This is a genomic window from Anaeromusa sp. (assembly GCF_028691475.1).
In the GTDB taxonomy this organism is placed as follows: Bacteria; Bacillota; Negativicutes; order Anaeromusales; family Anaeromusaceae; genus Anaeromusa.
In genome coordinates this window covers 14,653-34,501 of the sequence record NZ_JAQUZF010000004.1, presented here as the reverse complement: position 1 = coordinate 34,501, position 19,849 = coordinate 14,653, and the positions used below count along the sequence as shown (strand labels likewise).

Genomic DNA, 19,849 nt, shown 5'->3' with positions numbered 1-19,849 from the left:
ATGGAAGCGGCCATGCATCGTCCCGAACGGCCTTTTCTGGTTTCCGTAGTGGTCAGTTTGGCGGCGTTTATGGAAGTGCTGGATACGACCATTGCCAATGTGGCTTTGGCGTATATCGCCGGTTCTTTGGGGGCGAGCTCCGAGGAGAGCACCTGGATTTTAACGTCGTATCTTGTAGCGAACGGCATTGTATTGCCCTTATCCGGCTGGCTCTCGGCGTTGATGGGGCGGAAGAATTTTTTCATTGTCTGCATTCTTGGTTTTACGGCGGCGTCGTTTTTGTGTGGCATTGCAACTTCGCTGTCCATGCTGATCGTATGCCGGTTGTTGCAAGGCTTGGCCGGAGGGGGCTTGCAGCCGGCGCAGCAAGCCATTATCAAGGACAGCTTTCCGCCGGAGAAGCTGGGCCTGGCTTTTGCCATTACCGGCGTTACTACGGTGCTGGCGCCAATCATCGGTCCGGTGCTGGGCGGCTATATTACGGATCAGTTCAATTGGCGCTGGATTTTTTTCATGAATGTTCCTGTGGGTATTTTAGCGGCTTTTTTAGTGCGTATGCTGGTAGAAGACCCGCCGACGGCGCGCAAGCAGATTGTGCCCTCGATCGACTATATCGGCTTAGGATTGATTGCCTTAGGCCTGGGAGCGCTGCAGATTGTTCTAGATAAAGGGCAGCAGGAAGACTGGTTTGACAGTTCTTTTATTCTGCTGTTTGCCGTTATTTCGGCAGTGGCGTTGGTCTTGGCCGTCATGTGGCTTTTGAAGCAGGAGAAGCCGGTGGTGGAACTTCGATTACTCTCCATGCCCAGCTTTGGCTTGCCCTGCGTGATGATGTTTTTTGTGGGCTTTGCCTTGTATTCCGGGACGGCGCTTTTGCCCATGCTGGTGCAGACCTATTACGGCTACGACGCCACCTTGGCGGGTTTGCTCTTATCCCCCGGCGGGCTTGTAGTATTTTTCCTCATGCCCCTGGTGGGCAAACTGGTGAACCGCGTACAGGCGCGATATCTTGTAGCTTTTGGCATGGCGACGATGGCGGGCGGTATGTGGGCTACCAGCCTTTTGACGCCCCAAAGCGATTATGAAATGTTTGTGATGGTTCGTATTCTGCAGACCATTGGCTTGCCTTTTTTGTTCATACCGGTGACGACGCTGGCATTTTCGCGCATTCCTCCAGCGCAGAGCAGTAATGCCTCGGCGATTATTTCTCTCATGCGCAACTTGGGGGGCAGCGTGGGCATTGCCTTGGTGACGAACGAAATGATTCACAGTCAGCAGCGGGAACAAGCGTATTTGGTACAGCATTTGAGCGCCGCAGAACCGGTCTATAACCAAGCGTTAGCGTCGGCGAAACAGGCGCTGCTGCAGTTGGGCGTTTCGCCAAACGACGCCGGGCCGATGGCGATGGGTAAGCTGTACCAGGAAATGCTGCACCAAGCAGGCATTCTGGCGTACCGAGACGCTTTCCTGTTTTTGGCGACCTTGCTCTGTTTTATGGCCGTAGGCGCTCTTTTCATGCCGAATAACCTGAAAAAGAAAGAAGTTGAAGCCGATAAAGCGGCGGCTAGTGAAGCCTAGGCTGGTACTGGCGGAACAAAGGAACCTACAGAGAAGACCGTATCCTTTTTGGGAGTACGGTCTTTTTCTTTTCGCCAGCATTTGTAAGTTTTTATGGCTGGAAAACCTAAAATTATCAAGGGCTGGGAGCTTCTGTGCAAACGGCGGCCATGATTGTATTTGAGACAAGATTTGCGCGCGCCTCGCAAAAGCAGGGTAAGGCGGCAGTTTTTTAACTCGCTGCGCTCAAACAGGCGAAACTGTCATCCGCCTTACCCTGTTTTTGCGTCCTGCGGACCGTCTTGCTCCAATAAAAGTCTCAAGTACAATCACGGCCACCGTAGCCTCATTGTTCCCTCACTTTACTCCTCGGGCCTTTCTCTGCTTTCCTCTGTTCTGCGTGACGTTCTCTTCTAAAAGATCTCGTAGCGGTCTTTTTCTGTTTAGTGGCGTTATAGAAACAGCAATTATATAGCACTTTGTATACTTATTTCAAATTGCGCAAAAATTAAAAAAGGAAATATCCTTAATGTGGCGAATAACGTACTGTGGTTGCAAATGTGCGTATAGAAAAAACATTTTTTAAGGAGGCGAATTGGTAGATGATTTGGGTGGGAGCTATTATTGTCTTGCTTACTTTCGTTGCTATTGTGAAACGCTATGAAACAAGATTGGTGCTCTTTTTAGGCGGTTTAGCCATGGCGGCGGCGGCAGGGAAGCCCTTGGCGGCGATGGACGCGTTTGCCAAGGCCATGGTGAATGAGGGTCTGGTGACGACGATTTGTACGGTTATGGGTTTTTCCTATGTCATGAGCGTAACCAATTGCGATAAGCATTTGGTGCATTTGCTGGCGGGGGGGCTCAAACGGGTGAAGCCGATCTTGGTGCCTGGCGCCGTGGTGGTGACCTGGGTGCTGAACATCGCCCTGCCTAGTACGGCTGGCTGCGCCGCTGCGGTAGGGGCGGTGCTCATTCCCACGCTGATTCGCTCCGGCGTGCATCCGGCTATGGCTGCAGCTTGTGTTATGTCGGGGACTTTCGGCAGTACCATGAGCCCGGGTCTCAGCCACAATCCCTTTGTGGCGAAGCTGGCCCAGGTGGACGTCATGACGGTCATTGCCAACCACGCGCCGGCGGTGCTGGTGGTGCTGGCTATTGCCGCGCCGATGTTGGCCATGGTGGCGTATTGGCGCAAGGAAGGCCCGGACGCAGAGCGTGCCGCTGCTTTCCAGGGAGATGGTCAGGCTTTCAAGGTCAATCTCTTAAAAGCCATTATTCCGGCGCTGCCGCTGCTGCTGCTGGTATTGGGCAGCAAGCAGCTTGGCGTGATTCCGACGGTAACTGTGCCGCAGGCCATGATTATCGGGGCTATGCTGGGCTTTTTGGCTACCTTCCAGAATCCCCAGGAAATTTCCAAAGGCTTTTTTAAAGGTATGGGCGATTCGTACGGAGATATTATGGGGATTATTATCGCGGCTGCTGTGTTCACCCAGGGGATGCAGATTATTGGTCTGACCGGTGCGATGATTGAGAAAATGAAAGCCTCCCAGGATATTGCTATTTATGCGGCGACTTTTGGACCGTACTTCTTAGCGATTCTAAGCGGTTCCGGCGATGCTGCGGCGCTGGCCTTCAACGGTGCAGTGACGCCCCATGCGGCGCAATTTGGCTGGGCTATTAGTGACATGGGTTCTCTGGCTACCATTTCCGGCGCCTTGGGACGGACCATGTCACCCGTAGCGGGCGGTTTGATTGTCTGCGCGACCATTGCCAAGGTCAATCCCTTTGAGATTGCCAAGCGGACGGCGCCGGGCATGGTGCTGGGCGTGATCGCGGTGCTCTTGGTTTTCTCGGTACGCTAACCGTAGAAAGACTTGGTGAATTCTTGTTCTTTAATAGGATCGTGCTATGGCTTTGCCGCCTTCTGGATTTACAGGGGGCGGCTTTGCTTTTACCATAGAGAGAAAGAACGATGACGCAGGGAGAAGGCGGACTATGGATGCCTATAAGATCTTCAGCTCGGAGGAAGCGGCGGCGTACGTGCGGCAGGCGTTGCCCGAATTTAGCAAGAAGGGGCCTCTTCGTGCAAGGCGTCTTGCAGGAGACAGCCGCAGCGTAGACGGTCATGTGAACGAGATTACCCGCGTGGAGGCGGCTGACGGAAGCTCGGTCATCCTTAAGCAGCTGATGCGCATGTCAATTTGACCTCTCACGGGGAAGTCTATGAGCTGCCATTAGCGCGCATGGCGGTGGAAGTGTATGCGCTGCGTTTTTGGGAGCGTCTTTGCCCGGGTACGACGCCGCAAATTTATCGTTGGGATGATGAGCGCAAACTGCTAATCATGGAAGATTTGGGGCGGCTTCGTTTATGGAGCGAGAGTATTCTGGAACGCAGGCGGTTTCCGGAAGTTGCCAAGCGACTAGGCAAATTTCTGGGGACAACCGCGTTTTATACCTCAGAGTTTTTTCTTGATCTAGAAGAAAAGAAGTTGCTGCAAGCGACCTTTGCGGATGGGCAAACCAAGCCGTTTTGGAATCATTTGTTTTTTCAAAGCGCCATGCTGACGCCGCCGCTGGAAGCGGTCAATCCGCTTGTTCGGGGGGAGCTGGCGGAGCTTTGCGCCTTGTCGCCGGTGCGGCGGGAAGTGGAACGCTTGCAGGAGCGCTATGCCTGGCAGAGGCAATGTTTGATTCACTCTGATTTGCATACGTCCAATATTTTTGCAGGTGAAGGGGAAATCAAAGTATTTGATGCCGAGTATGCTACCTATGGGCCCGTAGCCTTTGACCTGGGGCGGCTTTTAAGCAGTCTGGTTTTGAGTTATGCCGCTTTGTACGCCAAAAACGATGTGGCGGAAGCGGAGAAAAGGGCGTACCAGGCATATCTTTTGGACGTAATAGAAGAGATTTATCAGGAATTTGGCGATTCTTTTCAAACGGCCTGGGAAGAGCATTTTGGGGAGAGCAATCCCTTTCAAAGTCCTTACAACCGTTTTTCCCGGCAAGAACGTTTGGTCGATACCCTTGGTTTTATTGCCTGCGCTTCGGTAGGACGCCTGTGCGACGCGGGGTTGCCTTTTGATTTCAAAGAATTGACAGATCCACAGGTGCGGGCGGCAGGGCAGCGATTGGTGCTGCGTTTAGCGGAAGAACTGCTGCTGTGTGGAAAGAAGATGACGGAGATAAACGAGCTGACCGCTTGCTTGCGGCGGCTGGTACAAGCTTGAGTGAAAATAAAAAAACCTCCTTTGGCAGCAGTCCAAGAAGCTCTGCTACCAAAGAAGGTTTTTTGTTTTTAAGGCTTGCCTGGAGAGATTACAAGAAAATCTTAGCTCCGGGGCCTAAGGGGAGATTAAAGACTATAAAGAGAACTAGCCAAAGAGTCCAAGAGACTAGAAAGGCGAGGGCGTAAGGGATTTGGGTAGCCATGAGCGTACCCATGCCTGCTTTTGTGTCATCTTTCATATAATGCGCCATAATACCCAGCATGACGGGCACGTAATAGTTTAAAGGCGTTACCGAGTTGACGGAGCTTTCGCCAATGCGGTACGCTGCTTGCGTTAAAGCTGGCTCATAACCTAATAGGCCGAACATGGGTACAAAGATTGGGGCTAGTACCAGCCATTTGGCGGAGCCGCTAATGACAAAAAGATCGACAAGGGCGGATAATAAGATGAGTGAAACAACCAAAGCTATACCTGTAAACTCCATGGATTGAAGAAAGTTAGCGCCTTTGACGGCAACAACCGTGGCGATTTGGGTCTTATTGAACCACGCGACAAACTGCGAAGCTGAAAAAGCGGTGACGATAAAGCTTAAAGAGCCAGAAAGGCCGCTAATGAGGGCGCGGGTTAGGTCACCTTCGTTTTTGATCAAGCCATTGCCGATGCCAAAAGCAGTACTCATAGAAAAGAAGAAGAAAAACAGAATAGGGATAATTCCGTCTAAGAATGCGGATTTCGGCAAAAGCGTGTGGGTTTTTGGATCGCGCAGCCAGCCCCATTCAGGGACGGTGGAAGCCAGCAAAAGCAGCACATAGACTAACGCGGTCCAACCTGCGTATTTAAGACCTTTGTTTTCTTCTGGCGTCAGTGCATGATCTTTGGTGTCGTCGCCGAACTCTTTTAGTTCAATTGTGGCGAGACGAGGAGCAACAACTTTTTCAGCCACAAGCGTGCCGACAATAGTCAGGATAATAACGGAAGAACTCATTAAGTAGTAGTTGATCAGAGGGTGTGTTGGGGATTTGGCGGTAACGGCAACGCTGCCTATGGCTGTTTGGGTTATGCCGGCAATTAAGGCATCAGTGCCGGCTGGGAGAAAATTGGCGCTGAAGCCAGCTGCAGTAGCTGCAAAGGCTACGGACATGCCTAAAATTGGATTGCGTCCCATGCCAGCGTAAACTGCTGCGGCTGCTGCGGGGACAAAAACCATTGCGGCGTCAGAGGCGAGATTGCCGTTGATACCGATAATGAAAATGGTAGCGGTAATGGCCCAAGAGGGAACTCCCAGAAGCGCTTTTCGAACCAAGGCGCTGACAAAGCCGGTTTTTTCCGCTAAGCCCATCGCAATCATCATCACGACAACCAGTCCTAAGGGAGGGAAATTGGTAAAGTTTTTAATCATATCGGAAATGATGTAGCGAAAGCCGTCGGCGCTAAGCAGGGTAACGATTTTTGCCTCCACCATCTTTCCACCTTTGCCCATGTACGTGACGGAAGTGCCGTCTAGAACCGCCGAGAGAATAAGCACCGCTACGCCGAGTAAAGAAAAAAGAATAAACGGAGAAGGAAATTTATTGCCGATAAATTCAATGACATCCAGAGTTTTTTGGAACCAGCCTTTGTTAGTTGCGACGGTAGATGCAGACATGATGGTACCTCCTTTGATTTAATAAATAATGAACCTACAAGTGCAAGATACTACGGCGAAGCTATGCGCTCACCTCCTTTTGAGCAGAAGAAGCAAGACTATTTAACGCCAAGCGGCAGAAAATGCGAGCGCCGATAGCGAGGGCGTTTTCATCGATGTCAAAATGCGGGCTATGCAGGACGGCGCCGTTGGAAGGCGAACAGCCTAGCCAGAAAAAAGCGCCGGGGATGTGCTGCAAATAGGAAGCGAAATCTTCTGCTCCCAAGCTAGGGGGGAGCGTTGAAAGAATATCTTTTGCGGGTAGGCACTGGCGAGCGGCTTGCAGAACCGATGCAGTTGCGGCGGGCTCGTTGCAAAGAGCCGGGTATCCGCGGCGGTAGTCTAGCTCATAAGAACCATGATACCCTTGCACGATGCCTTTAGTTAATTCGTTCATTTGCTGAGGAATGCTTTCGCGAACGTCATGGCTTAAGGTGCGTACGGTCCCTTCCATTACGACTTGACCGGCAATAACATTGTATCGGTCGCCTCCGTGAATGGTGCCAATGGAAATGGTTGCCGTTTCCATTGGGTCCATTCGGCGGCTGATAATGGTGCTGAAGCTTTGCAGGACAGAGGCGCTGAGTGAAATCGCGTCAACTCCTTGATGCGGCAAGGCTGCATGCGCGCTTTTTCCGTGGATTGTAAGACGAAAACGGTCGGAAGCGGCCATGAATGCGCCTTCGCGGATAGCGATTTGACCGCAAGGAAGCTCCGGCCAAAGATGCAAGCCGTAAATGCTTGTGACGTCTTTAAGAAAGGCGTCGTCTAGGAAAAAGCGGGCGCCTCCCAAGGGGGCGGCTTCTTCGGCAGGTTGAAAGACTAGCTTGATCGTTCCGGCCAGCAAGTGTTTATGCTGAGCCAACCATGCAGCGGCGCTTAGCAAAATGGCCATATGTCCGTCATGGCCGCAGGCGTGCATGACGCCGTTTGTTTGCGAACGATAGGGCGCATTCACTTCTTCTTGAATCGGTAAGGCGTCCATATCGGCTCGCAAGGCGATAACAGGACCGGGCCGATCTCCTTGGATATAGGCGCCCACTCCATAATGATGAGGAAACGTCATCGCAGGAATGTTCAAACTTTCTAGAACCTCGAGGATTTTAGCGCGGGTTTGTTTTTCTTGGCCGCTAAGCTCAGGATGTTCATGGAAGTGGCGTCTCAAGTCGATTGCAAAGGGTAAAGAAATTTGAGGCTCAAGAATCATGGGAATCTCTCCTCCTCTTTTTCAATAAAGACCAAATAAAAGACATTTCCTAAAATAAGATAAAAAAAGCTTTGATTTAATAAATCAAAGCTTCATTGCTTACAACCAATATACTAATATGTGAGATCATTATAGCACGAGGAGAAGAATAATAAAAGAAGATTTTAACAATCTTGCAAAAAAAGAAAATGAAAAAAGATAAAACGGTAATGATGAGATCGGTGAAGATATCATGAACGGCATAGCCCAAGCTAAGCAGGATATTTTTCATAAAAAAGGAACTATTGCAAGAGTACGCATTCGGAGGAGGAATGGCAGAATGAAGCTAGAGAAATTGCGGCAAGAATGGAAAACAGACGGGGATTGGAAAAAGGCCCAAGAGTTTTGGAATTTGCGGGCGGCGGAGTTTGCCGGGAAGGAGCGAGACAGCGGCCGGGTCCGTTCTACCCTGGCCTATTTGGAAGAAAAAGGCGTAGTGTGCGCTGGGGCAACCGTGCTTGACGTTGGCTGCGGTCCGGGTGCATATGCCTTGGAGTTTGCTAGATGCGGCGCCAGCGTGGTAGGAACGGACATCTCCGGCAATATGCTGCGCCATGCTAAAGAGCGTGCAGAGCAAGAAGGCGTGTTGGGAAAAACCGACTTTGTGCAGGCGATTTGGGAAACGGTTGATTTGCAAGCGCAAGGCTGGCAAGGCGCCTTCGATCTGACCTTTGCTTCGATGTGCCCAGGGATCAGCAGCGTGGATGCGCTGTTGGCTCTTTGCCGCGCCAGTCGCAAGGCGTGCTTTTTGACTACCTTTGCCAGGCGGCGCGATATCGTCCGCGAGCAGTTGGGGCGGCAGTTTTTCGGCGATTCCTACCAAGCGCCGTGGGGGAAAACGCTGTCTTATACCGTGGCGACGTTGTTTGCCGCTGGTTATTACCCGGAAGTAACCTATCAGCAAGAGAATTGGCAGTGGGAAATGTCTCTAGATGATGCGGTTCGGACGTATGCGCCATTTTTTAAGGATGTTTGCCCGTCAGAAGAGGAGCTAGCAGCCAGGCTGCGTGCAAGCTTATTGGCGCTGGCGCGGGCCGGCAGCGTGGAGGAACGCTCCGAGTCGTTGATTGCGAGAGTATATTGGCGAGTGGATGAAAAATGAAAATAGCATGGGATAGCCTTCCGGCGGTAGCTTAAACAAGGCGGATCTGCTACAATTTCTAAGGGACTACCTTGTGAATAAAACAAGGATTTTCTAAGGAGTGTTACTATATATGCAATGGGTACGTAGAGTTTTTGCTTTGGCGGCAGCCTGCTTTTTTCTGACAACCGGTGCGGTTGAGGCTGCGCCGGTAGTGGAGCCGCCAGCGGTGGTCATTACGCATAACCGTATTATCGGCGATTCGCCGGCTATTTTATTTTCCGGCAGCGCTTATATGAAGCCGTTAGCGCCGGTGGTGCTGCATTTGCGCGCTAACGAGGAAAGCGAAAAGGTAGCTTCGTTAGAGGCTGGCGAAGGGGCCAAGGTCGTTGGCTTTGAGGTGCATTCGTTTCCGAATAACGGACGCATTCAAATCACAGGCGAGCTGCCGATAGCGCCCAACTTGGCGGCTAATAAAGGGAAAGAGCTTCCTAAACCGGGGGATACCGCGTACATTCTTTTTTACGCCGGGGAAGGTTATTTTTATGCTTGGTTTAAGAATAACCTGATTTACCTGCCCGGTTCCGGTATTTCTTCGCTGCCCTTTAACGGCGATTTAGGCATTGCCCGCTTGTGGGCCGGTTATAAGGGCGTGGAAAACCGCGGCGAAGAAATGTGGTTTTGTTTGCAAAAAAGCACTGGCGAAGAGGGCTGGGTTAAATTTGCGGATCGTGCTCAGTGGCAGCCAGGAACAGCCGGCAATGGCGTTTTCTTAGGGCAGCCGTAAAGCGAAAGGTAGAGGAAAGGGAGGGGATTTCATGTTCAAGGGAGCCATTACTCCGGCGATTACGGTGTTTGACAAGCAGGGGAAAATCGATGAGGCCGGCAATACGCAGCACATTAACCGCTTGATTGACGAAGGCATCAACGGCATTCTGTTCTTGGGCAGTATCGGCGAGTTTTTCGCGCTTACGATGGACGAGAAAAAAGAATTTATCGATTTGGTTTTACGAGTTGTGGATAAGCGCGTTCCCGTATTGATCGGTACCGGGGGAACCATCTTGGCGGAAGTCATTGAGCTGACCAATTATGCGCAGCAGGCGGGCGCCGATGCGGCAGTTGTCATTTCTCCCTACTATTTCCAGCTGGGCAACGAAGCGCTGTACCGTTACTACGCGGAACTGGCGAAAAACACCACCATGCCGATTATGATTTACAATTTCCCGGATCGGACGTCGGTTAATCTGGACCCGCAGCTGGTGCTGCGCCTGGCCAAGGAATTTTCGCATGTGATCGGGATCAAGGATACGGTTGACGGTATCAGCCATACGCGCAAGCTCATTCAGATCGTCAAAAAAGAGCGGCCTGATTTTTGCGTCATGTCCGGTTATGACGAGTACATGGTTCCTAACTTGCTCGCCGGAGGCGATGGGGGCATTGGCGGTCTGACCAATGTCATTCCCGGCGTTTTTCGGGATTTGCTGGCGGCGTATGAAAAGCAGGATTTTGCCGGCGTAGCTGCCGGACAGGCTAAAATTTCCGTGCTGATGAACCTCTATGATCTTTCGTCCCCCTTTATAGCGGCTATTAAAGGCGGCGTAGCCGCCCGAGGCGTGAAGATCGCGACGGTAACCAAAGAGCCATCGTTAGCGCTGCAGCCGGAGCAGATCGCAGCCATTGAGAAGCTGGTGCAAAGCGTCAATAAGATGTAAGAATTAAAAAACTCCCGGCAGGCTTTTATGCTTGCCGGGAGTTTTTTCTGGTTCAGGGGGACGGTTCTCCTGAACCAATTTGCCTCAGGCTGACTCGGGAGAACCGTCCCCCTGAAACATTCCGTGGTACAATAAGAGGTACTTAGTGGAAACGAGAGGAGCCGGTAATCGATGCGGCAGAAATTGAATTTAGTGACCTTGGGAGTACGCGATTTAGCGAAATCCCGGGAATTTTACCAACAAGGCTTGGGCTGGAAGCCCTCTTCGGCGAGCCAGGAGAGCATCGTTTTTTTTGATTTAGGCGGCGTGGCGCTGGCCTTGTATTCGCGGGAAGAATTGGCAGCCGATGCGACCATCGCTGCAGCGGGGACCGGGTTTTCCGGCTTGACTCTGGCTTATAACGCAAAAAGCGAAAAAGAAGTAGACTCGGTGTTGAAAGAAGCTCGGGCTGCCGGCGCTGTTTTGGTTAAAGCGCCTCAGAAAGTGTCTTGGGGCGGTTATAGCGGCTATTTTGCCGATCCGGACGGCCATTTGTGGGAAGTGGCCTGGAATCCGTATCTGGAATTGGATAAAAAAGATGCGTTAGTGCTTCCGTGAACTAAAAGGTTACCAGACGCGTTTGAGCATGGCAGTGGCTTGCCAGTAGTGACTGTGCTGTCCTTTTTCGCCGCTGACCTGGCTGGTTAGGCTCCAATTGTTGCCTAAGCTGCCTTCGCTGGCTATTTGCCAGGTGAGGTAGTTTCGATCCTGGGTGCTGCCGGTGACGGTCAGCTTGTCTTGGGGATTGCCGCTGAAGGTTACTGTCATTTCTGGATTGTAGCCGCTGAGCACGTGCTTATAGCCAAGCTTGGCGCTGAGACGGCCGTGGGGCAGAGGCCGCGTGAACTTCAGGCCCGCCTCAAAGGTGCTGTAGGTGTTGGTGAGGCCGTCGGCCTGCTGATTGTAGACGCCAGCGCCTGTTTCTGCATAGCTGTCCTGGCGGTAATGGGTGATGTCCAAAGCGCCGTAAGGGATGGTGCGCCAGGAGGATGGTCCCTCCTGATAAGTCTTGTAGTTGGCTGCCAGACTGGCGCTGAAGGTGCGGCTGTGATACAGGCTGTTGGCGTTCAGGCCCAGATTTTGCAGGGTGCGCGTGCTTTCGCTGCGCTGCTGTCCGTAGGCCAGCTGAGTATCGATGCTCCAGGTGTCGCTGGTGTAACCGCGGTACCAGCCCAGACGGTAGTCGCGGCTGTTGCTGTTGGCCTGGTCGGAGGAAGCGTCTGTTTTTTCGTAGGACAAAAACCAGCCGCTGCGGCTGGCAAGGCTTTGGGCGCGGTCCCAGCCGAGAGTGAAGCCGAAGCCTTGGGTTTGAATTCCGGGAATGTCATTTTTGGCGTCCAATGAGCCGCCGCTGCGGCTGAGTTTGAACCACCAGCTGTTGCGTTCGTCCCAAGGCAGGGAAACGACGCTTTTCGCGGTGGCTTCGGTTTCTGAGAGACCATTGACAGGAACGGCGACTTCGAATTTTTGCAGCTGCCGCGTTTGGTCTAGACGGGCGGTGACGGCATTGGCGGCCAAAGAGCTGCGCTGTACTAGCAGGCTTTGGTTGACTTGGGCGCCTCCGTAAATGGAGGAGAGAGCAGTTTTTGCAGCGGCGGCGTTCAGGCTGTAGAGGCTGTCCAGTTGGCGTTGCGTCGACTGGCCTTCCAGACGGTCGTACATAGTATTTACGGCCGCGTAGGTTTGCTGCTGCTGCGGGCTGACTGCGTCCAGGTTGTTGTTCCTTGTCAACTGCAGATAGGCGCTGCTGCCGTCTTGGCTGCCGGAGGCATTGAGCAGGCCGGTAAAGGCGGAACTGGTGAAGGCGCCGCTGACCGCGCTGGCGGTCAGCACGGTATAGGGGCTGGTGCTTGCAGTGGGCCGGTAGATGCTGCCAGGGACCGCGCAGAAGGAAGTTCCGTTGATGTCGGCAGTGCCTGTGACCGCTACTTTAGCGGCAATGCCATTTTGGACGGCGATGGCCAGTTGGCCGGAACTGGCAAGATTGCCGTCGATGGAAAGCGTGCCTGGTTGGCTGTAGCTGCCTGGCTGCAAAATGCCGCGGTTATAGACGCTTTGCGCAATGCGACCAGAACCGGCCAAAGTGCCGGCAGGGAGGATGTAGGCATCGCCGGCGACAGAGCCGTCGATTTGCAGGGTGCCGCCGGCGGCAATACTGCTTCCTTGGTAGGTATTGCTTCCTGTCAGGGCTAAGATGCCGCCGCCTTCTTTATAAAGTCCTACAGGCAAATCGAGCAGGCCGCTGGCAGCGGCTTTTTGATTGTAGAAATTGATGTAGTCTTGGCCTTGGGAAAAAGCATAAAAAACGTCGCCTTGCTTGTAGTAGGCGTAAATGCTGCGCAGGTCTTCGTAGGGGCTGTCGGCAGCCAAAAGTCCGGCGCGCTTTTCGCCGATGTCATTGCTCCAAATGCTGTTATATCCTTGAGTATTGATGGCGTAGAGAGCCTGGTTTTTCCCGTAAGCGGCGGCTGGGCTGAAGCTGGAAGCGTCGAGGCGGCGGGCGTTGAGCAGCCCAGGGCCGCGAACGGCGGCCCCGGCATCGAGCAGGCCTTGGCCAAAGACCATTTCCTGCGGCGTGTTTTCGTAAACAAGCTGGGGCAGAGCCAGAAACTGGTCTAGCGAATTATAGCCATAAAAGGAAGCGAGTGAAGCTTGGTTTTGCTGATAATACGCGGTTAAATCAGCAAGCACTTGCCCTGCTGCTGGACGCGGGCCGAAGTAAAATACATTCATCTTTGTAGGGTAGGTTATTGCGGCGTTGCTTTTGGGATCTTTCGTATCTTCTTGGACGACTAAGGTGAACGAAGGCAGGGCAAAGCTTTTATTAGCGCTGGAGAGTACGGTGTCCGTAAGCTGCTTGCCTGTCATATAAGGGAAAGCTTGCTGTACAAGTCCCACTGCGGCCGTGACATAGGGGGCGGCCATGGAGGTGCCGCTCATCAGGAGATAACCTTCTGTGGCGGAGTTAAGAGAATTGATATCCCAGCCCGGTGCGGCGATGCTGTTTTCTTCTACATATTTCGTCAAATCACTGAAAACCGCTAAGGCTTGTGAATCTGTGCGGCTTTCAGCAAGGTGGAAAGCGTTTTTGTTTAAAGCCACGACATTGACAAAGTTTCCGGCGGTTTCCGGCTGCAGATAGGAAAGAAGGCTGCTGCCACTGGCCGCAGTATGACCATGGTTGCCGGCGGCGAACACCAGTACTTTGTCGTGGTTTGTGATGCTGTTGCGCAAGGTAGGCAGGGTGTCGCTTTCGTGGTTAAGTAAGTAAATGATTTCTTCTTTGCCTTCGCCAATGACGTCAATGTCATAGTTGAAGCCCCAGCTGTTGTTGATCACACGGACTTGCGGATTGGTGTTGTAGTATTGGTAAACAGCAGCAAGAGGCTCCTTGGCAAAGGCATTTCCGGAGAGAAGATCGGCATCGAAAGCTAAGCCATGCATACCGACGTTGTTTTTTGCGGCAACCATGATGCCGCCTACATGACTTCCATGGGGATATTGAACCCAATCGTAGTCAATAGGCGGCCCGGCGATGTAGAAAGAGTGGTTTTTACTCGCAAGTTCCGGATGCGACAGCAAGGCAAACTCGTCGCTAATGCCAAGGAGAATGCCGCGTCCGGTATAACCCAAGGCGTAGGCTTCAGCGGCGTTGACTAACTCCAATCCCGTGCTGGCGTAGTATTCCGGTGTTTTAAAGGCGTCGGCGTTCGTGCAGTGGCCGGTGCTGCTTAAAAGAAGAGACGCACCGATCAGCAGCGCCAAGGCGCGGCGAGAGCAGTTTGTTGACGGCATAGATAAAACCTCCTCTTGCTGGTGCGCGGTTTTTGGTTCAGGGGGACGGTTCTCCTGAACCAAAAACCGCTCAGGCTGACTCGGAAGAACCGTCCCCCTGAACCAGGTGAACCTAGCGGCGTTTCATAAGGCGTATGTTTTTCACCATGTCGTCTTCAAAACGCTGAAAATCCTCGCGCAGCTGCTGTTCCAAGGCGGCTTTGACGGAACCTTGGGGCGGGGAGGTTTTGAGGCGGTTGAAGTCGCCGTTGATAAAGAGGCTCTCTCCGGGCAGGTACGAATACTCAAGACTGCTAAAGGCCAGCCACTTGAGATGGCCGTAGCTCAGGCCGAACCATTGGGCGGCTCTGGCGTATTCCATGGTCAGATTGCTGCGGGAGATGCCTTCGTCGTCCGTGCAGAGCGTTACAGGAACATCGGCGTTCCAATACAAGCGGAAGGGATGCTTGTCGCCGCCAGCGACATTTAGGATGCCGTCGTTGCTGGTTAGGCAGATTTCTACGGCGGTTTTATGGTCCCGCATTTGACGCAGCAGGCCGTAGACGTCGTCTTCCCACTGAATGCTGAGGCCATGGCCGATGCGTGAGGCATGTCCCAAGGCGATGCTTTGGCTGATGCGGTTGCGCATGGGTTCATACGGCGAATAAGCCAAAGTAAGCTCGCCGGCATGAAGGTTGACCTTTAGTTTATCGGCGTTAGCTGGATTTTCTGCAACCAGGCGGCGCCATTCGCGGTCTAAAATACGCATTTGCGCAGTAAACTGGGTGCGGGAAATCCAGGAATCCTCAGGATCTAAAAAAGTAAGGCTGCGGATGCCTTGGTCAGAAAAACGAACAATCGAGGTAAGCGCTTGACGGACTTCTTGCGTGAAAAATTCCTCGTAAACTTCTTGGTTCCATGGTCCGCTTTGCAAGGAGTCCGGCAGGGCGTTGCGATTGATGGGAACGATATAAGCTACGTCCACATTCCAGGCGCCGCCGGCTTGGGAGATGGTCTCACGGCGCGCCGCCTCCATCTGCTGCAGCCAGGTGCGAATCGCTTCTTCTTCACGCGGCGGTTCGGTCATGAGTTCCAAGTAACGGATTTTCTGACTGATGGCTCGCCCTACTTGTTCGCGCAGCAAGTCTTCTTCGCTAGGTACGGCGGCGGCAAAACGCCCAAAGGAATCGAAGAAATGGTCATGACCATTCTCTTTTTCTTTCGGTTGATTGCGCAGGGAAAGAGCGGAGAGAGCTTCGCCCATTTTAGAATTGCTTTGTTTTAACTCTTGCGCGGTATAGCAGGGGTTTGTGGTTTCTTTGACAAAGGCTTTGGCCGTGCAGTCAAAAACGAGGTTTTGGGCGATGGCCGAGTCTAGCAGCGTTTCCGTGTAGACCGCGCCCCAAGGATGATTGTGCAGATCTGCGCCTTTGGGCATTTTGTGCAAAAAGGCGACAAGCTCGGCTTCGTTTTTCTTGGCGTTTTCAAAGTATTGAGCAACTTGGGGGCTGGTGTCTTTCTCGACGGAGTCGCCAGCGCAAACGACAGCGGCAGGAAGGAGAAGAACGCTCAGGAGTATAAAAAACGCACATAACGCGGTGAAGACCTTTTCCCTATGTTTCATGCTCAAAACCTCGCTTTTTCTTGTTTTTTGGTTCAGGGGGACGGTTCTCGTGAACCACGCGGCCCTGGCTTGGTTCAGCAGAACCGTCCCCCTGAACCACCCCTGAGCCGGAAATTACTTATGAACCTCAATATTCTGGAGAAAAAGCAGGATTCCTGTGCAGAAAATAAAGTTAGCAGTGTTTCTTTTGCAGGATTCTCACAGGCAGACGAGAATGTACAGGGCAGCAGGCGGAGAGGAATTTTTTCTGCGAAGGAGGAGCTTATGCGCAAGGATGCGGTTCGAATTGGTGTTTTTTGCCTATACATACAGCTGTTATTTATGTCCGTTGCCGCGGCAGATGCAGCGCAAGTGACGGTCTGGAACGAACAATTGGCGGTTATTGACGCGCAGATTCAAGCGCAGGGTTTGGAGCCGACCCAAAGTGTGTCGGGTCAGGCTGCGGCGAAGATTGTGCCGGGAGTAACGGCGGCGCTATTGGAGCAGAAACGCCAGATTCTGGTTAATGCAGGGTTTACGAAGTTTGCGTCGGTCAATTCGTACGGCAATTTCTATTCTTTTACAAGCCAAAACGGCTATACGGATACGCAGGTGCGACTTGTAGAGACGACAGCGCCTCTGCAGCTCCTGCGCCGGGGCAATCATCAAAATGCAAATGAAATTGCCCAGGGCTTTTTGGGAGCTTGGTGGTCGCCGTCTTATTATTCGGTGGAGGACTCTCGAAACCGTCAGGCTATTTTAAAGCAATGGGGCTCTGATTTGCAGGATATTTACGTTATCTCTGTACCGGCCGGCACAACGCTTGTGGCCGGCGAGGCGTCGCCGATGTCCCAAAACGGGGAAAGTCGCAGCGGAGGGGCCTATCAATACTGGAAGCGCAGCGGCCAGTCGGAGAATACGATGAACTGGCTGGTGTACGCGTTGTACGCGCCTAATTATTTGAGCAGCTACAGTCAGGCTTTGGTGGGCGCGCAGCGTTTAGGTAGAGAAGCTTTGGGCGACGTGTCGCAGCATTTGCTGGAGCTGCGGACTCATAAAGCGTCTGCGGAGGGCTTGTGGATGCAGCCCTATGGAAGGAATGGCGCATATGTAGATAACGCAGGGAATTCCTTTCATAATCAGTCCTATGGTTTGCATCTGGGCTGGGATCGTCCGTTAAAAACCGGACTGGATCAGCAGGCTTACTGGGGGCTTGTAGTTGGACAAGGACGCGGCAGTTTAAGTCAGAGCGCTGCCAATGTGACGAATCAACTGTCGGCAAACTACGGCGGCGTGTACGGTGTACAGCGAAGCGGCATTGGGCGTGCTGTGTCGCCGTATTGGCAGGGATCTTTTTTGTATGGGCATCTGAGCATTGATAATGAAGTTCCCGGCTATTATGGTTATGGTTTGCGTCAACGTTATGGAGGCAGCATGGTGGCAGCTTCGCTGGAACATGGGATTACGCTGCGACGTACGGCCGAACTGACAGTAGAACCGCAGGTGCAGCTTTTATATGTATCTGTAGATCATGCGGCGTTTGCAGATAAACTGGGAGCGACGGTTTCCGTCAAGCAGGGCGCGTCGTTGCAAGGGCGTGCGGGTTTGGAAGTTCGCCATGCGTCGCTGACGGCGCAACAATTACCCCAAAGTGTTTGGCTTCGCGGCGATTATATCCGCGAATTTAAGGGCGATGTGATCGCGCTTGTTTCAGGGGAAGAAGCGCATAGCTTTGGCGGCCGGCAACGGTATGTGTTGAGCGTAGGGGCGCAGCGAGCGCTGCCGGGAGGATGGCTGATCCAAGGGCAGGTGGAAAAAAGCTTTGGCAGTGAACGGGGGCTTCAAGGACAATGGAAGCTGAGTAAATCTTGGTAATGTTGGAGGGAAAGATGAAACTAATAATTGATGCAGACGCTTGTCCGAAAGCGGTGTTGCAGCATTGCTTGGCGGCGGGAGCTCGCTGGGGGCTTTCGGTAGTGACGGTGGCAAGCTTCAACCATCAGATTGTTTCGGACCAGCATATCACGGTAGGGAATGCTTCGCAGGAGGCGGATTTGAAGATCGTGAACTTGACGGAAGCGAATGATTTGGTTATTACTCAGGATTGGGGTTTGGCGGCGTTGGTACTGGCTAAGAAAGCGTGCTGTTTAAGCCCCTCTGGGAGTGAGTATCGATCCGAGAAAATGGATTTTCTGTTGGAGGAGAGGGAAATCAAAGCGAAAGTACGCCGCGGCGGCGGGCGAACGAAGGGGCCGCGTAAACGCCAGGCGGAGGATGACGCTCGTTTTGCGGCGGAGCTGGAGCGCTTGTTGCAGCAATTGACAGCAGAAGGGAATTCTAAGGCTTGAGGCGAGGGCGAGTCTTGTAGTAAGCAAAAAAGTAAAATTTTTCAATAAAGTCAAAGTGAGAACCTTGACGGCAAGGATTTTGAACGGTATAGTAAAAGTAAAAATATACCATTGCTCTTTAGTTGCTAGATTCCATTGCACTACATATCCACTAAGAAAAGGACTTCAGCGAGAGTCTCTTCTTTGTGGTTTTTTTTATAGGCGGCTGTTGTTTTTGTTGTGTAGAAAGGCAGGGAGGCAAGAACATGTGTAAAGGCTGTGGATGCTCCGCGCCGGGGGAGGCGCACCTGGTTCTGCGAATTACGGGGATTCCGAAGGGGAGCAAGCAGGCGTTGGAACAATATTTGCTGGATTTGCCGGGAGTCAATCAAGTGCATCTGCATATGCCCCTATTCGGGCATAACGGGCAGGTGAAACTGGATTATCTGCCGGAGAAGACGACGCCGGAGCAGATTACAGCGGCCATGGAGTCCTGGGAACCTTGGAGATGGTAAAAAACCTGGTCAAGAAAGCAGTGCTTTTCTTGACCAGGTTTTTTACTTTTCAGAGTATTATTCAAAAATTAGTTGACGTTTCAATTAGTTTTTTGGTATCTTAAATATAGTTGAAAGTTCAACCAAGAAGGAGGGCTTCATGCTAACTCATCAATTTTTGCGAGAGGTCGGCGCTGTCGCTCGGTGCGTGCAGTCTCTCAGTGATGTAACGTTTAAAAAGCTTACGCTCCAGCGAGGGCAATTTGTTTTCTTGACTCGTATCTGTGAAAACCCAGGCATTCACCTGCTGGAGCTGTCTCATCTTTTAAAAGTAGATAAAGCCACTACGACGAAGGCGGTGCAGAAGCTTGCGGCGGAGGGCTATGTACGCAAGGTGCAAAATGCAGAAGACAAACGGATGTATCAGCTGTTTCCTACCGCGCGAGCGCAAGAAGCATATCCAGAGCTGATTGCCGAGGAAAATCGCTACCTCTCCTGTTGCTTTGCAGGGATGACCAAGGAAGAGCAAGCGTTAGTGGAAACGCTTCTGCGGCGCATACGTGAAAATATCGAAGCCGAGTGGCTGGAGTGGAAGACAAGTAAAGGAGGCGCTTCGCATGAAAATTCGTGAATATCAGCTAGCGGACCAGCAAGGGGTTTTGGATTTGATAGTGCCTATTCAGCAGCAGGAATTCGGCATTGCCATTACGCTGGAAGACCAACCGGATTTGTGCCAGGTACGCTCCTTTTATCAAACCGGGAAGGGGAATTTCTGGGTGGCCGAAGATAACGGCGTTGTAGTGGGCACGATTGCGCTGATCGACATTGGCGCAGGGCAGGGGGCGTTGCGTAAAATGTTTGTGCACAAAGACTATCGCGGCGCTAAACAAACGGCAAAAAAGCTGTTGGATGTTCTTTTGAACTGGTCGCGGGAGCAGGGCTTGCGGGAAATTTATCTAGGTACAACCGTTAAATTTTTGGCGGCGCATCGTTTTTATGAGAAAAATGGCTTTGTAGAGATGGCGAAAGAACAGTTGCCACCTTCATTCCCGGTGATGAAGGTGGACAGCCGGTTTTATCGGTGTAGTTTATAGTTTGCAGAACC

17 protein-coding genes are annotated in these 19,849 nt (G+C 52.3%); 13 read left to right on the top strand and 4 right to left on the bottom strand.

From position 1 onward, the window contains the following. The 4 genes from PHF27_RS01435 (at position 1) to PHF27_RS01420 (ending at position 4,784) form a co-directional block, all read left to right on the top strand. Positions 1 to 1,578, top strand: coding sequence for a DHA2 family efflux MFS transporter permease subunit (locus tag PHF27_RS01435; protein WP_300065167.1), 1,578 nt, complete (start codon positions 1 to 3; stop codon positions 1,576 to 1,578). Positions 1,579 to 2,159: 581 nt separating this feature from the next. After that, positions 2,160 to 3,419: a C4-dicarboxylate transporter DcuC gene (dcuC, locus tag PHF27_RS01430; protein ID WP_300065165.1), complete on the top strand. Its 1,260-nt coding sequence runs from the start codon at positions 2,160 to 2,162 to the stop codon at positions 3,417 to 3,419. A 133-nt stretch (positions 3,420 to 3,552) separates the two neighbouring features. Further along, the gene (locus PHF27_RS01425; RefSeq protein ID WP_300065163.1) at positions 3,553 to 3,762 is read left to right on the top strand and encodes a hypothetical protein; all 210 of its coding nucleotides are present in this window, start codon (positions 3,553 to 3,555) and stop codon (positions 3,760 to 3,762) included. After that, positions 3,759 to 4,784: a phosphotransferase gene (locus PHF27_RS01420; protein ID WP_300065161.1), complete on the top strand. Its 1,026-nt coding sequence runs from the start codon at positions 3,759 to 3,761 to the stop codon at positions 4,782 to 4,784. Before PHF27_RS01425 ends, PHF27_RS01420 begins: the two co-directional genes overlap by 4 nt. Before the next feature lie 88 nt (positions 4,785 to 4,872). On the opposite strand, the gene PHF27_RS01415 is transcribed toward PHF27_RS01420, so the two are convergent. Both PHF27_RS01415 and PHF27_RS01410 read right to left on the bottom strand, forming a co-directional pair. After that, positions 4,873 to 6,429 (bottom strand): AbgT family transporter, encoded by a 1,557-nt coding sequence (locus PHF27_RS01415; protein ID WP_300065159.1) that lies wholly within the window; start codon positions 6,427 to 6,429, stop codon positions 4,873 to 4,875. 61 nt (positions 6,430 to 6,490) lie between these two features. After that, a complete protein-coding gene (locus tag PHF27_RS01410) occupies positions 6,491 to 7,675 on the bottom strand; it encodes an amidohydrolase (RefSeq protein ID WP_300065157.1) in 1,185 nt (394 codons plus the stop codon). A 319-nt stretch (positions 7,676 to 7,994) separates the two neighbouring features. Between PHF27_RS01410 and PHF27_RS01405 the strand changes: the two genes are divergently transcribed. From PHF27_RS01405 to PHF27_RS01390, 4 genes are all read left to right on the top strand, one after another. After that, complete coding sequence (locus PHF27_RS01405) at positions 7,995 to 8,816, top strand: class I SAM-dependent methyltransferase (RefSeq protein WP_300065155.1); 822 nt, start codon at positions 7,995 to 7,997, stop codon at positions 8,814 to 8,816. Between the two features lie 112 nt (positions 8,817 to 8,928). Next, positions 8,929 to 9,582, top strand: coding sequence for a hypothetical protein (locus tag PHF27_RS01400; RefSeq protein WP_300065153.1), 654 nt, complete (start codon positions 8,929 to 8,931; stop codon positions 9,580 to 9,582). Positions 9,583 to 9,613: 31 nt separating this feature from the next. Next, positions 9,614 to 10,507, top strand: coding sequence for a dihydrodipicolinate synthase family protein (locus PHF27_RS01395; RefSeq protein ID WP_300065151.1), 894 nt, complete (start codon positions 9,614 to 9,616; stop codon positions 10,505 to 10,507). Between the two features lie 171 nt (positions 10,508 to 10,678). Continuing rightward, the gene (locus tag PHF27_RS01390; protein ID WP_300065149.1) at positions 10,679 to 11,104 is read left to right on the top strand and encodes a VOC family protein; all 426 of its coding nucleotides are present in this window, start codon (positions 10,679 to 10,681) and stop codon (positions 11,102 to 11,104) included. Positions 11,105 to 11,113: 9 nt separating this feature from the next. Here PHF27_RS01390 and PHF27_RS01385 read toward each other — a convergent pair whose 3' ends face one another. Together PHF27_RS01385 and PHF27_RS01380 are read right to left on the bottom strand one after the other, a co-directional pair. Next, the gene (locus PHF27_RS01385; RefSeq protein ID WP_300065147.1) at positions 11,114 to 14,341 is read right to left on the bottom strand and encodes a S8 family serine peptidase; all 3,228 of its coding nucleotides are present in this window, start codon (positions 14,339 to 14,341) and stop codon (positions 11,114 to 11,116) included. A gap of 112 nt (positions 14,342 to 14,453) precedes the next feature. Beyond that, entirely contained in the window at positions 14,454 to 15,944 is a 1,491-nt protein-coding gene (locus PHF27_RS01380; RefSeq protein ID WP_300065145.1) for a hypothetical protein, read from the bottom strand. Positions 15,945 to 16,208: 264 nt separating this feature from the next. On the opposite strand from PHF27_RS01380, the gene PHF27_RS01375 reads away from it, so the two are divergent. The 5 genes from PHF27_RS01375 (at position 16,209) to PHF27_RS01355 (ending at position 19,838) form a co-directional block, all read left to right on the top strand. Next, positions 16,209 to 17,798: an autotransporter outer membrane beta-barrel domain-containing protein gene (locus tag PHF27_RS01375; protein ID WP_300065143.1), complete on the top strand. Its 1,590-nt coding sequence runs from the start codon at positions 16,209 to 16,211 to the stop codon at positions 17,796 to 17,798. Positions 17,799 to 17,812: 14 nt separating this feature from the next. Then, positions 17,813 to 18,271 (top strand): DUF188 domain-containing protein, encoded by a 459-nt coding sequence (locus PHF27_RS01370; RefSeq protein ID WP_300065141.1) that lies wholly within the window; start codon positions 17,813 to 17,815, stop codon positions 18,269 to 18,271. A gap of 245 nt (positions 18,272 to 18,516) precedes the next feature. Then, positions 18,517 to 18,765 (top strand): hypothetical protein, encoded by a 249-nt coding sequence (locus PHF27_RS01365; protein WP_300065139.1) that lies wholly within the window; start codon positions 18,517 to 18,519, stop codon positions 18,763 to 18,765. A 139-nt stretch (positions 18,766 to 18,904) separates the two neighbouring features. Beyond that, the gene (locus tag PHF27_RS01360; protein WP_300065137.1) at positions 18,905 to 19,375 is read left to right on the top strand and encodes a MarR family transcriptional regulator; all 471 of its coding nucleotides are present in this window, start codon (positions 18,905 to 18,907) and stop codon (positions 19,373 to 19,375) included. Further along, positions 19,362 to 19,838, top strand: a complete 477-nt coding sequence (locus PHF27_RS01355; protein WP_300065135.1) for a GNAT family N-acetyltransferase — start codon at positions 19,362 to 19,364, stop codon at positions 19,836 to 19,838. Before PHF27_RS01360 ends, PHF27_RS01355 begins: the two co-directional genes overlap by 14 nt. The last annotated feature ends 11 nt before the right edge of the window (positions 19,839 to 19,849 follow it).

What these genes read in the sequence shown, in the direction of transcription:
- PHF27_RS01360 (WP_300065137.1), top strand. Translation starts at nt 18,905, where the DNA reads ATGCTAACTCATCAATTTTTGCGAGAGGTCGGCGCTGTCGCTCGGTGC.
- PHF27_RS01355 (WP_300065135.1), top strand. Translation starts at nt 19,362, where the DNA reads ATGAAAATTCGTGAATATCAGCTAGCGGACCAGCAAGGGGTTTTGGAT.
- PHF27_RS01435 (WP_300065167.1), top strand. Translation starts at nt 1, where the DNA reads ATGGAAGCGGCCATGCATCGTCCCGAACGGCCTTTTCTGGTTTCCGTA.
- PHF27_RS01405 (WP_300065155.1), top strand. Translation starts at nt 7,995, where the DNA reads ATGAAGCTAGAGAAATTGCGGCAAGAATGGAAAACAGACGGGGATTGG.
- PHF27_RS01410 (WP_300065157.1), bottom strand. Translation starts at nt 7,675, where the DNA reads ATGATTCTTGAGCCTCAAATTTCTTTACCCTTTGCAATCGACTTGAGA.
- PHF27_RS01365 (WP_300065139.1), top strand. Translation starts at nt 18,517, where the DNA reads ATGTGTAAAGGCTGTGGATGCTCCGCGCCGGGGGAGGCGCACCTGGTT.
- dcuC (WP_300065165.1), top strand. Translation starts at nt 2,160, where the DNA reads ATGATTTGGGTGGGAGCTATTATTGTCTTGCTTACTTTCGTTGCTATT.
- PHF27_RS01425 (WP_300065163.1), top strand. Translation starts at nt 3,553, where the DNA reads ATGGATGCCTATAAGATCTTCAGCTCGGAGGAAGCGGCGGCGTACGTG.
- PHF27_RS01385 (WP_300065147.1), bottom strand. Translation starts at nt 14,341, where the DNA reads ATGCCGTCAACAAACTGCTCTCGCCGCGCCTTGGCGCTGCTGATCGGT.
- PHF27_RS01400 (WP_300065153.1), top strand. Translation starts at nt 8,929, where the DNA reads ATGCAATGGGTACGTAGAGTTTTTGCTTTGGCGGCAGCCTGCTTTTTT.
- PHF27_RS01375 (WP_300065143.1), top strand. Translation starts at nt 16,209, where the DNA reads ATGCGCAAGGATGCGGTTCGAATTGGTGTTTTTTGCCTATACATACAG.
- PHF27_RS01380 (WP_300065145.1), bottom strand. Translation starts at nt 15,944, where the DNA reads ATGAAACATAGGGAAAAGGTCTTCACCGCGTTATGTGCGTTTTTTATA.
- PHF27_RS01370 (WP_300065141.1), top strand. Translation starts at nt 17,813, where the DNA reads ATGAAACTAATAATTGATGCAGACGCTTGTCCGAAAGCGGTGTTGCAG.
- PHF27_RS01415 (WP_300065159.1), bottom strand. Translation starts at nt 6,429, where the DNA reads ATGTCTGCATCTACCGTCGCAACTAACAAAGGCTGGTTCCAAAAAACT.
- PHF27_RS01390 (WP_300065149.1), top strand. Translation starts at nt 10,679, where the DNA reads ATGCGGCAGAAATTGAATTTAGTGACCTTGGGAGTACGCGATTTAGCG.
- PHF27_RS01395 (WP_300065151.1), top strand. Translation starts at nt 9,614, where the DNA reads ATGTTCAAGGGAGCCATTACTCCGGCGATTACGGTGTTTGACAAGCAG.